The organism is Bhargavaea cecembensis (assembly GCF_000826125.2).
Taxonomy (GTDB): Bacteria; Bacillota; Bacilli; order Bacillales_A; family Planococcaceae; genus Bhargavaea; species Bhargavaea cecembensis_B.
In genome coordinates this window covers 74,801-86,460 of record NZ_LN651370.1, presented here as the reverse complement: position 1 = coordinate 86,460, position 11,660 = coordinate 74,801, and the positions used below count along the sequence as shown (strand labels likewise).

Genomic DNA, 11,660 nt, shown 5'->3' with positions numbered 1-11,660 from the left:
GTAAGCTCATACTTTGTTGCTGGCATATCTGCTTGATATGTCCGAATCATGTGTTCCGTTCACCCGACGGGGTCGGGATCCGGGAACGAAATTATCAGCGTTTTGCTGTTCAGTTTTCAAGGTTCATTTTGTTGCCGCTCGTTTTGGCGACTTTATTAGTATAGCACCGGCCGCCGGCCAAGTCAACAACTTTTTTAATTTCTTTTTTCACTGCCGTGATCGGTTAAAATCACAACGTTGATTAATATACCACCGTCCGTTCAGCCGTGCAAGCCTTTCTTCTATAGTCGGAATCTTCACTTTCGCTCGCTTGCTTGCCGGCTTTTTTCCGTCGATAAAAACAACCGCCCGTTCCCTCTTGCGGGAACGGACGGTCAGTGTCGTTTGTCATCCGGATCAGTCGCGCTGGCGCATCTGAGGGAAGAGAAGCACGTCGCGGATCGAGGCGGAATCGGTGAGCAGCATGATCAGCCGGTCAATGCCGATCCCGAGGCCTCCGGTCGGCGGCATGCCGTATTCGAGCGCTTCGATGAAGTCCTCGTCCATTTCATGCGCCTCGTCATTACCCTGTTCCTTCTCGACGAGCTGCGCTTCGAAGCGCTCGCGCTGGTCGATCGGGTCATTGAGCTCGGTGAACGCATTCGCGTGTTCCCTGCGTACGATGAACAGCTCGAAGCGGTCCGTGAAGCGGCCGTCTTCCGGGTTCTTCTTCGCAAGCGGGGAAATCTCGACCGGGTGGCCATAGACGAATGTCGGCTGGACAAGCTGTTCCTCGACCTTCTGCTCGAAGAATTCGTTCAGGATATGGCCGACTTCCATCGTCGGCTTCACTTCGACCCCGTGCTCCTTCGCAAGCCGGTGGGCCTCTTCCTTCGTCATCTCCTGCCAGAAATCGACGCCGGTGTAGTCCTTGACGGCGTCCGCCATGTGCAGCCGTTTCCAGCCCGGGGACAGATCGATCTCCTCCCCGCCGTACGTCACCTTGGACGTGCCGAGCACTTCCTGTGCAACGTGGGAAATGAGATTTTCCGTCAATTCCATGACGTCCCGGTAGTCGGCATACGCCTCATACAGCTCCAGCATCGTGAATTCGGGATTGTGGCGTGTCGAGATTCCTTCGTTCCGGAAGACGCGGCCGATCTCATACACTTTCTCCAGACCGCCGACAATAAGCCGCTTCAGATGAAGCTCGATGGCGATCCTCATATAGAGCTCCATATCGAGCGAGTTGTGATGGGTGATGAACGGCCGCGCCGCCGCGCCGCCTGCGATGCTGTGGAGCATCGGTGTCTCGACTTCCAGGAAGCCGTGGCCGTCGAGGTAATGGCGGATCGACCGGATGATCCGGCTTCTCGTCAGGAACGTCTCCTTGCTTTCCTCGGATGTCAGGAGGTCGAGGTAGCGCTGGCGATAGCGCTGCTCCACGTCCTTCAGGCCATGGAACTTGTCCGGAAGCGGCCGGAGTGCCTTCGTCAGGAAGGTGAACTCATCCGCGCGCACCGACAGTTCCCCGACATTCGTGCGGAACACCTTGCCGTGCACGCCGACGATATCACCGAGGTCCGCGGTCTTGAACAGCTCATAGGCCGCTTCGCCGACGTCGTCTTTCCGGACGTAGATCTGGATCTGCCCGTCGAGGTCCTGAATATGGGCGAATCCCGCCTTCCCTTTCCCCCGCTTCGTCATGACGCGGCCGGCAAGCGTGACCTCGTGCGCCTCCTCTTCCAGCTCCTCCTTCGACTTATCGCCGAATTCCTTCTTGATCTCCGAAGTGAGGTGGCTCCGTTCGAAGCGGCTGCCGAACGGGTCGAGGCCGTTCTCTCTCATTTCCGCCATCTTCTCGCGCCTCACCACGAGTTGATCGTTCAATTCATCCAGATGCGACATACGTCTTCCTCTCCTTTATGTTCCGTGGGCCGTTTATACAGTCATGCCTTCATTGTACACAATCCCGGGCGCTTGTTCACTTCATATTATCCGCACACGGCGGAGTCCTGCCATCCGCACAGAAGAAAAGCCGCCACTTAATAGGGCGGCCTTTCCCATCTATTCACACCGCGCTTGCCGCAGCAGCCGGTCCGATGCCTTCCATTTCGGCGGCGAACTCATTCAGCAGGTTCGTCAGCCCGTCTGCGGTCTCCGCTCCGTTGATTGCCTTGCGGATTGCCCCGTTGCCGCTGATCCCCTTCATATACCAGGACGCATGCTTGCGCATCTCGCGCACCGCGGTGTGCTCGCCCTTCAGCTCCACGAGGCGCTTGAAATGCAGCAGGCACACGTCAATCTTCTCGCGAACCGTCGGCTGGCCGATCAGTTCACCGGTGTCGAGGTACTTGACCGTCCGGTAGATCATCCACGGATCGCCGAGGGCGGCGCGTCCGACCATCACCCCGTCGACGCCCGTCTCTTCCAGCATGCGCTTCGCATCCTGCGGAGTCTCGACGTCACCATTGCCGATCACCGGGATATCGACCGCTTCCTTCATCTTGCGGATCCAGTCCCAGTTCGCCTGGCCCTCATACATCTGGACGCGCGTGCGGCCGTGTACGGCGATCGCCGCCGCTCCGGCCGACTCTGCCGCGCGGGCATTCTCCACGCCGAACAGATGCTCCTCATCCCAGCCGATGCGCATCTTGACGCTCACCGGCTTATCAACCGCGGAGACGACCGCGGACACCATCTCGTGGATCTGATCCGGATCGAGCAGCCACTTCGCACCCGCCTCGCAGCGGATGATCTTATTCACCGGGCAGCCCATATTGATATCGATGATGTCGGCATTCGAATTCTTGTCGACGTAACGCGCCGCCTCGACGAGCGTTTCCTTGTCCCCGCCGAAAATCTGGAGCGACAGCGGATACTCGCGCTCATCGATGTACAGCATGTCCATCGTCTTTGCGTTCCGCTGGACGATCCCCTTGTCGCTGATCATCTCCGCATAAACGAGGCCCGCCCCGAATTCCTTCACCGTCAGCCGGAACGCCGAATTGCACACACCCGCCATCGGGGCGAGCACCACCCGGTTATCCATCCTGACGCCGCCGATCTCAAACGGCTTATTTGATCCTGCCATACCGTTTCCTCCTGTGTTCCGTTGACTTCCTGCCAAACGCGCCGAAGGGATCAATCTCCCCCTAAGAACGCGGCCGGCCCGCCGATTGACTTCCATAGCCGGATCCCTTCCTCAAGATCGACCGCCGGGAACCCCGGAAAACGCCGTTCGAGCGCCGGCCGGAGTCCGGGATCCACCTCAAGGAGCGGAACGAGAACGAACGCCCGCTCCTGCATGCGCGGATGCGGCACCGTCAGTTTCTCCGTTTCCATATTCTCATCGTTGAACAGGAGGATGTCAAGATCCGCCGTCCGGGGGCCCCAGCGCACCGTGCGCACACGGCCGAGCCCCGACTCGATGCGGAGGCAATGATCAAGCAGCGCCTCCGCATCAAGGCCGGTCTTTAAACGGACAGCCATATTAAGAAAAGCCGGCTGATCCTCGAGCCCGACCGGGTCGGTTTCGTAAATGGACGACACCCCGTCCACCTCGGTCCCCGGGAGGTCCGCGAGCATCCTGACGGCATCCCGGAGGTTCATTTCCCGGTCACCCATGTTCGTGCCGATCGACAGCCAGGCGGTGTTCATGAGAACCGCCCCCTCGTAATGTCGACTTCGACGGCCCGGTAATGGCCGGGAATCGGCGGGTCCGGCTTGATGACCCGCACCCGGCAGCCGGATACTTTTCCGTCGTATTCGCGCATCACCGATCCGGCGATTCGCTCTGCGACGGTCTCGATCAGCTGCACCGGCTCTCCTTCCGCGATGCCGCGGACAATCTGATAGGCTTCCGCGTAGTTGACCGTCTGGTCGAGGTCATCCGTCTTCCCCGCCTCCGAAAGGTCGACCGCGAGTGAAAGCGAGACGTTGAACCGCTGGCCGATTTTCGTCTCCTCCGGCAGCACGCCGTGGTAGCCGTAAAACTGCATATCGTGCAAGTGGATGTAATCCATCATCATTCCCCCTCGTAGGCCGCCTTGCCGGTCAGGACATCCATCATCCTGGCCATGCGGGCGATTTCCTTCACGTCATGGACGCGCGTCATCTGGCAGCCTTTCTGGATGCCGTAGCAGACAGTCGCACCGGTGCCTTCCATCCGCTCATCGACCGGCAGTCCGAGCACATTGCCGATGAGCCGCTTGCGGGAAGTCGCGAGCAGGACGGGATAGCCCATTGCGACGAGGTCGTCGAGATGCTGCATCATCAGGATATTATGATGGGTCGTCTTGCCGAACCCGATGCCCGGATCCAGCCAGATGTTGCCGTCTTGGACCCCCGCTTCCTTTGTAATGCGCAGGCTCTCTTCCAGGTCTGCCTTCGCTTCCGGCCAGAAGTCGCCATACTCGGCCACCTCCCGGTTGTGCATGAGAATGATCGGCACATTCCGCTCCGCCGCCAGATCCGCGATGGCGGGTTCCCTCCGCGCTCCCCAGATGTCGTTGATGATATGGGCGCCGGCGTCCAGCGCCCCTCTCGCCACGTCCGCCTTGTATGTATCGACCGAGAGGCAGATGCCCTCCTCGTCCTTCAGCCGCTCGATGACCGGAACGATTCTCGACAGCTCTTCATCGACGGAAATGACCGTGTGGCCAGGGCGGGTCGATTCTCCGCCGATGTCGATGATCTTCGCCCCTTCGTCCCTCATCCTGCGGGCATGGAGAACCGCTTCCTCGACACCGCTGTGCCGCCCTCCGTCGGAAAATGAATCCGGCGTCACGTTCAGGATGCCCATGATGACCGTCTCTTTACTGAGATCAAATGACGCACCGCCGATCTGGAAGCGGCCGTCCGAACCGTTGAATACCATGTGAAACCCTCCCATTTTGCATGCGGCCGGGCCGCTCTCTGCCTTCTATTTTATCGTCACTGTGCGGACGGTTACAAATAAAGGAGGAGGGCAATAAAAAAAGAGTGCGCAGCCGGCACTCTTTTTTCCTTCTTATTCGTCGTCGAACTGGTAGAGCGGCGTGCTCAGGTAGCGTTCGCCGTTCGACGGGATGATGGCGACGACCGTCTTGCCTTTGCCGAGTTTTTTCGCCGTCTCGAGCGCGGCGTGGATGGCGGCGCCGGAAGATACGCCGCCGAGGACGCCTTCCTGGCGGGCAGCTTTGCGTGCCGTGTCGTACGAATCTTCATCAGAAACCTGGATGATTTCATCGTAGATGTCCGTATCGAGCACCTTCGGCACGAAGCCGGCGCCGATGCCCTGGATCTTATGCGGACCCGGCTGGCCGCCGGACAGGACCGGGGACTTCTCCGGCTCGACCGCGATGATCTTCACGTCCGGGAAACGCTCCTTCAGCACTTCGCCGACACCGGTGATCGTGCCGCCCGTCCCGACGGCCGAGATGAATGCGTCAACCTGATCGAGGGAATCGGCAATTTCCGGCCCGGTCGTCAGGCGGTGGATTTCCGGGTTCGAGAAGTTCTCGAACTGCTGGGGAAGGAACCATCCATTTTTCTGAGCAAGTTCATCCGCCTTGGCGATGGCACCTTTCATCCCGTCCGCACCCGGCGTGAGGACGAGTTCCGCCCCGAATGCCCGGAGCAGGTTCCGGCGCTCCATACTCATCGTGTCCGGCATGACGATGACCGTTTTGTAGCCTTTCGCCGCTGCGATCATCGCCAGCCCGATCCCCGTGTTGCCGCTCGTCGGTTCGATGATCGTGCCGCCTTCCTTGAGCACGCCCTCTTTCTCGGCCTTCTCGATCATGGCAAGCGCGATCCGGTCCTTGACGCTGCTGCCCGGATTGAAATATTCCAGCTTCAAGTAGACATCCGCATCATTCGCGCCCGTCAGACGGTTCACCTTCACGAGCGGCGTCCCGCCGACCAGATCCGCAATCGTATTCCCGACTCTCGTCTTCATTCCCGATCACTCCTAAATCCCTATTATTCTAATAGGTTTTATTAACACCATAATATCAATGTATGCAGCGAACTGTCAATCCGAAACCGTCACGCACCGCTTCTTTTCCCTATTTGGGCGGAAGGTATTCCGGCAATCAGCGGAGGACCGGGAAAGGCTAATCGAAGATACGGCCTTGATTGCGTATGTACGAGTCTAATTGCAATTCTGCTGCTCTAATTGCAAATCCACCGCTCTAATTGCAAATTCGCTATTCTAATTGCAAATTCATCGTCCTAATTGCAAATTCACTATTCTAATTGCAATTCCACCGTTCTAATTGCAAATCCACCGCTCTAATTGCAAATCCACCGCTCTAATTGCAAATTCTCCGCTTTAATTGCAATTCCTCCCCCTAAAACGATTTGCCTCTATGCAAAAAAGCACGCCCGGGGGCATGCTTTTTGGTTTATTCATCTCCGTAGAACCATTGGGCGTCGAATTCGTTCCAGAAGGCTTCGGGGGTGACGGATTGGGTGAGTTGTTCGAGGGCCAGCTCGCGGCGGATCTGGTCCTTCACTTCATCGAACTTGAATGAGCGGCCTTTGTACACGCCGGACACTTGAATGACGGCGACGGTGCCGTCGGCCAAGGTGACCGGGCCGGCAATGTCGCCCTCTTTCATTCCTTCGGCCGCTTTGACGATTGCGGGGTCAATATTTTCGGAGGACTCGCCCACATAGCCGATGTCGCCGCCGAGGCTGGCGGACGCCGCGTCGATCGACCGTTCGCGGGCAAGGACGCCGAAGGATGAGCCGTTGTCGAGTTCCTTGAGCGCTTTCTCCGCCTCTTCCTGATCGGGAAGGACGATGACGGATGCCCGGTAGGCGGACTTCACGTCGTAGAGCGCCTCGTTTTCTTTATAATAGCGCTTGATGTCCCCGTCCTCGACAATCACGTCTTTTGTCAGGACCTTTTCAAGGATGAGGCGCGACTTCACCTGTTCCCGGAGGGAGCCGTCCGTCTCTCCGAATGCGTCGCTCGTCCCTTCCCCTTCGGAGCGGAGAAGGGCCAGTTCCAGGTCGATTTCTCCGTCAGACACCCGGATGCCGTATTTCTTGGCGGCGGCTTCCATGACGGAGCGGTTGACGAGCTCGCGGAGGGTCTCCCTGCCGTACTGGGATTCCATTGCCGCCATCCAGTCTTCCCGGGTGATGGATGTCTTGCCGACGGACGCCACCTGCTCGCTTCCTTCCGCGGCCGATCCGCCGTCTTTCGTTGCCCAGAGGGTGAACCAGAGCAGGTTTCCGGCAAGAAGGATTCCAAGGACCACGAGGACGGGTTTCGTCTTCAGCCGCCGTTTGACGGGCGGACGGGACTGTTCATTCCCCGCTTTGCGCATCTTTCAGGAATCCTTCCAGATCTTCTTTGGAAAAGTCATAAATCTCATTGCAGAAGTGGCATTGCGCTTCGGCTCCGCCGTCTTCCTCGATCATTTCCCGGATTTCGTTCTCGCCGAGCCCGATGATTGCATTGCCGAACCGCTCCTTCGAGCAATTGCATTCGAAGGCGACCGGAAGGCGGTCGATGAACTTGACGTTCTCTTCGCCCAGCACTTCTTCGAGGATCTGTTCCGGGCTCAGTCCGTCATCGATCTGGCGGGAGACCGGACGCGTGTCCGATAGTTTCTGCTCAAGGAGCGTGATCGTCTCGTCCGTCGCACCCGGCATCACCTGGATGATGAAGCCGCCGGATGCCTTGATCGTGTTGTCGGGATTCACGAGAACGCCGAGGGCCACCGCGGACGGCACTTGTTCGGAGACCGTCAGATATTGGGTGAAGTCCTCCGCAATCTCACCGGAAACGATCGGCACCTGTCCCGTGAAGAAGTCCCGGAGTCCGAGGTCCTTCACGACCGACAGCGTGCCTTCGGTCCCGACGGCGCGCCGGACGTCAAGCTTCCCTTGTTCGTTCAGGTCGAAGTGGACATTCGGATGCGTGATGTAGCCGCGCACTTCACCGCGGGCGTTCGCATCGGCCAGGATCGGGCCNTCGTCCCTTCCCCTTCGGAGCGGAGAAGGGCCAGTTCCAGGTCGATTTCTCCGTCAGACACCCGGATGCCGTATTTCTTGGCGGCGGCTTCCATGACGGAGCGGTTGACGAGCTCGCGGAGGGTCTCCCTGCCGTACTGGGATTCCATTGCCGCCATCCAGTCTTCCCGGGTGATGGATGTCTTGCCGACGGACGCCACCTGCTCGCTTCCTTCCGCGGCCGATCCGCCGTCTTTCGTTGCCCAGAGGGTGAACCAGAGCAGGTTTCCGGCAAGAAGGATTCCAAGGACCACGAGGACGGGTTTCGTCTTCAGCCGCCGTTTGACGGGCGGACGGGACTGTTCATTCCCCGCTTTGCGCATCTTTCAGGAATCCTTCCAGATCTTCTTTGGAAAAGTCATAAATCTCATTGCAGAAGTGGCATTGCGCTTCGGCTCCGCCGTCTTCCTCGATCATTTCCCGGATTTCGTTCTCGCCGAGCCCGATGATTGCATTGCCGAACCGCTCCTTCGAGCAATTGCATTCGAAGGCGACCGGAAGGCGGTCGATGAACTTGACGTTCTCTTCGCCCAGCACTTCTTCGAGGATCTGTTCCGGGCTCAGTCCGTCATCGATCTGGCGGGAGACCGGACGCGTGTCCGATAGTTTCTGCTCAAGGAGCGTGATCGTCTCGTCCGTCGCACCCGGCATCACCTGGATGATGAAGCCGCCGGATGCCTTGATCGTGTTGTCGGGATTCACGAGAACGCCGAGGGCCACCGCGGACGGCACTTGTTCGGAGACCGTCAGATATTGGGTGAAGTCCTCCGCAATCTCACCGGAAACGATCGGCACCTGTCCCGTGAAGAAGTCCCGGAGTCCGAGGTCCTTCACGACCGACAGCGTGCCTTCGGTCCCGACGGCGCGCCGGACGTCAAGCTTCCCTTGTTCGTTCAGGTCGAAGTGGACATTCGGATGCGTGATGTAGCCGCGCACTTCACCGCGGGCGTTCGCATCGGCCAGGATCGGGCCGGCCGGGCCGTTGCCCTCCACTTTGACGGTCACTTTGTCGTCGCCTTTCAGCATTGCGCCGAGCATCGCCGTTCCAGTCATCACGCGGCCGAGCGCCGCGCTCGCCGTCGGCCATGTGCCGTGGCGGCGCTGGGCTTCGCCGATCGTATCGGTCGTCAGTGCCCCCATTACACGAATTGTTCCGTCAAACGCCAAACCTCTGACAATATAATCAGCCATCAGTATCCCTCTCATTTCATTCATTATTGGTTGCGGCCATAGATGAGCTTAAGTCCCTTGAGTGTCAGCTGGCCGTCGACCACATCGATGGCATCCGTCTCCGCCGCGATGAGCGGCGCCAGCCCACCGGTCGCGATGACCTGCGGGTCGGTTCCGGCCATCGCTTTGATGCGGCCGATGAGTCCCTCGACTTGTCCGACATAGCCGAACACGATGCCCGCCTGCATGGCTGCGACCGTGTTTTTGCCGAGCACCTGCTCCGGGCGGACGAGTTCCACACGGGGCAGCTTGGACGCCCGTTCAAACAGCGCCTCCGTCGAGATGCCGATTCCCGGCGCAATGACGCCGCCAAGGTATTCATTTCGTTCATTGATATAGCAGAGCGTCGTGGCTGTCCCGAAGTCGACGATGATGAGCGGGCTGCCATACTCATGGATGCCCGCCACCGCGTTGACGATCCGGTCTGCCCCGACTTCCCTCGGATTCTCGTACTTGATGTTCAGTCCGGTTTTCAAGCCCGGCCCGACGACGAGCGGCTTCAGCCCGAAATACTTGTTGCACATATGTTCCAGCGCAAACATGATCGGCGGGACGACGGACGAGATGATGATCCCTTCCACGTCCGCCATTTCCAGCCCGGCATGCTCAAAAAGCGCTTTCACCTGCATGCCGAATTCATCTTCGGTCTTGTGGCGGTTCGTGCCCATGCGCCACTGATATTTCAGTTCATCGCCGTCGTAAACGCCGAGAACGATATTCGTATTACCGGTATCCATCACCAGAATCATGGCCAATTCCTCACTTCTCCCAGTTTCCAAAACATCATACCACACCCGGCCCGGCATCAAAAGCACGTATGCCTGAATCCGGGCGGCAGAAGGGATGCAGCCGGATCTGGCGGGTTTACGGAAGGTCTTGAACGTTTTGCCTTGGCTAATTAACGTTTCCCCTTGGCTAATTAACGTCTCACTCGAGATAATTAACGCTTCACCCTAGATACACAACGCTTCGCCTCAGATAAGCAACGTTTCACTCGAGATACACAACGCTTCGCCTCAGATACGCAGCTTCATCCGAGATACGCAACGCTTTGCCTCAGATACGCAACGTTTCACCCGAGATACGCAACGCTTCACCCTAGATACACAACGCTTCTCCCCAGATAAACAACGCTTCACCCTAGATACACAACGTTCCGCCGCAGCTTAGCAACACCCTGCCCTCCGTCCCTATCTTCGGCACTCCCCATCACCTTCATTCCCGCGGATAAAGAAAACCGTCCGCCCCGCTAAGGGGACGGACGGTTGAGCTGCTTGTTCAGCGGCGGTCTTCGCGGATCGGATCGAGCGGTTCGTCGCCCGATTCTCCGTGAGGGAGGTCGCCTGCGGACGGGTCTGTCGGAGCGCCGGTCGAGTCCGGTGTCACTTCGGCATCGGCTTCGATTTCTTCTGCTACCGGCAGAGGATCCGGCAGTCGGCCGTACTCTTCGAGATGCTTGATCTCACGCGCATCGAGTGTTTCCTTCTCGAGCAGCGTGTTGGCGATCAGGTTGAGGAGTTCACGGCGTTCTGTCAGAATCTGCTTCGTCCGCTCGTACTGTTCTTTGATCATGTTCTGCATTTCCTGGTCGATCTCGTAGGCGATCTTGTCGGAGTAGTTCTGCTCCGACCCGATGTCGCGTCCGAGGAAGACGTTGCCGCCCTGGCTCTGGCCGAACTGCATCGGGCCGAGCTTGTCGCTCATCCCATATTCGGTGACCATCTGGCGGACAATGCCGGTCGCGCGCTGGAAGTCATTGTGCGCGCCGGTCGACACTTCTCCGAAGACGATTTCTTCGGAGGCGCGGCCGCCGAGGAGGCCGGCCACTTTGTCGAACAGTTCCGGCTTCGTCATGAAGTACCGATCTTCCTTCGGCAGCATGACGGCGTAGCCGCCCGCCTGGCCGCGAGGGACGATCGTCACTTTATGGACCATTTCGGCTTCATCGAGCGTGAGCCCGATGACGACGTGGCCGGCTTCGTGGAACGCGACGATGTTCCGTTCTTTCTCGGAAATGACGCGGCTCTTCTTGGCAGGCCCTGCGATGACTCGGTCGGTCGCCTCGTCGATGTCGAGCATGTCGATCAGCTTTTTGTTCCGCCGGGCAGCGACGAGCGCCGCTTCGTTCAGGAGGTTTTCAAGATCCGCCCCGGAGAAGCCAGGCGTGCGTGCCGCAATCGCCTTCAGGTCGACGCTGTCGGCCAGCGGCTTGTTGCGGGCATGGACCTTGAGGACTGCTTCACGGCCATTTTTGTCGGGACGGCCGACCGTGATCTGACGGTCGAACCGGCCCGGACGGAGAAGCGCCGGATCAAGGATGTCCGGACGGTTCGTCGCGGCGATGATGATGATGCCTTCGTTCTCGCCGAATCCGTCCATTTCGACGAGCAGCTGGTTGAGCGTCTGTTCGCGCTCATCATGGCCGCCGCCGAGGCCGGCGC

10 protein-coding genes and 1 pseudogene are annotated in these 11,660 nt (G+C 58.9%); all 11 read right to left on the bottom strand.

Going from position 1 to position 11,660, the window contains the following annotated elements:
• Positions 1 to 396: 396 nt before the first annotated feature.
• The gene (lysS, locus tag BN1189_RS00430; RefSeq protein WP_040224554.1) at positions 397 to 1,887 is read right to left on the bottom strand and encodes a lysine--tRNA ligase; all 1,491 of its coding nucleotides are present in this window, start codon (positions 1,885 to 1,887) and stop codon (positions 397 to 399) included.
• A gap of 163 nt (positions 1,888 to 2,050) precedes the next feature.
• A complete protein-coding gene (dusB, locus tag BN1189_RS00425; RefSeq protein ID WP_040224552.1) occupies positions 2,051 to 3,073 on the bottom strand; it encodes a tRNA dihydrouridine synthase DusB in 1,023 nt (340 codons plus the stop codon).
• A gap of 50 nt (positions 3,074 to 3,123) precedes the next feature.
• Positions 3,124 to 3,639 (bottom strand): 2-amino-4-hydroxy-6-hydroxymethyldihydropteridine diphosphokinase, encoded by a 516-nt coding sequence (gene folK / locus BN1189_RS00420; protein WP_040224551.1) that lies wholly within the window; start codon positions 3,637 to 3,639, stop codon positions 3,124 to 3,126.
• Entirely contained in the window at positions 3,636 to 4,004 is a 369-nt protein-coding gene (gene folB / locus BN1189_RS00415) for a dihydroneopterin aldolase (protein WP_040224549.1), read from the bottom strand. The genes folK and folB overlap by 4 nt, the downstream gene beginning before the upstream one ends.
• Before the next feature lie 2 nt (positions 4,005 to 4,006).
• Positions 4,007 to 4,858: a dihydropteroate synthase gene (gene folP / locus BN1189_RS00410; protein ID WP_040224546.1), complete on the bottom strand. Its 852-nt coding sequence runs from the start codon at positions 4,856 to 4,858 to the stop codon at positions 4,007 to 4,009.
• Between the two features lie 132 nt (positions 4,859 to 4,990).
• Positions 4,991 to 5,920 (bottom strand): cysteine synthase A, encoded by a 930-nt coding sequence (gene cysK, locus BN1189_RS00405; protein ID WP_040224544.1) that lies wholly within the window; start codon positions 5,918 to 5,920, stop codon positions 4,991 to 4,993.
• Between the two features lie 448 nt (positions 5,921 to 6,368).
• On the bottom strand, positions 6,369 to 7,301 hold the full coding sequence (locus BN1189_RS00400; RefSeq protein ID WP_040224542.1) for a peptidyl-prolyl cis-trans isomerase: 933 nt from the start codon (positions 7,299 to 7,301) through the stop codon (positions 6,369 to 6,371).
• Positions 7,282 to 7,950, bottom strand: a pseudogene (gene hslO, locus BN1189_RS00395) (Hsp33 family molecular chaperone HslO); the annotation flags it as partial. The gene BN1189_RS00400 and the pseudogene hslO (BN1189_RS00395), both read right to left, overlap by 20 nt.
• Before the next feature lie 342 nt (positions 7,951 to 8,292).
• The gene (gene hslO / locus BN1189_RS00385) at positions 8,293 to 9,180 is read right to left on the bottom strand and encodes an Hsp33 family molecular chaperone HslO (protein ID WP_040224540.1); all 888 of its coding nucleotides are present in this window, start codon (positions 9,178 to 9,180) and stop codon (positions 8,293 to 8,295) included.
• A 23-nt stretch (positions 9,181 to 9,203) separates the two neighbouring features.
• The gene (locus BN1189_RS00380; RefSeq protein ID WP_040224556.1) at positions 9,204 to 9,968 is read right to left on the bottom strand and encodes a type III pantothenate kinase; all 765 of its coding nucleotides are present in this window, start codon (positions 9,966 to 9,968) and stop codon (positions 9,204 to 9,206) included.
• A gap of 529 nt (positions 9,969 to 10,497) precedes the next feature.
• Positions 10,498 to 11,660, bottom strand: a 1,163-nt coding sequence (locus BN1189_RS00375) for an ATP-dependent metallopeptidase FtsH/Yme1/Tma family protein (RefSeq protein WP_040224539.1), incomplete at its 5' end; no start/stop codon positions are given.

What these genes read in the sequence shown, in the direction of transcription:
- folK (WP_040224551.1), bottom strand. Translation starts at nt 3,639, where the DNA reads ATGAACACCGCCTGGCTGTCGATCGGCACGAACATGGGTGACCGGGAA.
- BN1189_RS00400 (WP_040224542.1), bottom strand. Translation starts at nt 7,301, where the DNA reads ATGCGCAAAGCGGGGAATGAACAGTCCCGTCCGCCCGTCAAACGGCGG.
- lysS (WP_040224554.1), bottom strand. Translation starts at nt 1,887, where the DNA reads ATGTCGCATCTGGATGAATTGAACGATCAACTCGTGGTGAGGCGCGAG.
- dusB (WP_040224552.1), bottom strand. Translation starts at nt 3,073, where the DNA reads ATGGCAGGATCAAATAAGCCGTTTGAGATCGGCGGCGTCAGGATGGAT.
- hslO (WP_040224540.1), bottom strand. Translation starts at nt 9,180, where the DNA reads ATGGCTGATTATATTGTCAGAGGTTTGGCGTTTGACGGAACAATTCGT.
- cysK (WP_040224544.1), bottom strand. Translation starts at nt 5,920, where the DNA reads ATGAAGACGAGAGTCGGGAATACGATTGCGGATCTGGTCGGCGGGACG.
- folP (WP_040224546.1), bottom strand. Translation starts at nt 4,858, where the DNA reads ATGGTATTCAACGGTTCGGACGGCCGCTTCCAGATCGGCGGTGCGTCA.
- folB (WP_040224549.1), bottom strand. Translation starts at nt 4,004, where the DNA reads ATGGATTACATCCACTTGCACGATATGCAGTTTTACGGCTACCACGGC.
- BN1189_RS00380 (WP_040224556.1), bottom strand. Translation starts at nt 9,968, where the DNA reads ATGATTCTGGTGATGGATACCGGTAATACGAATATCGTTCTCGGCGTT.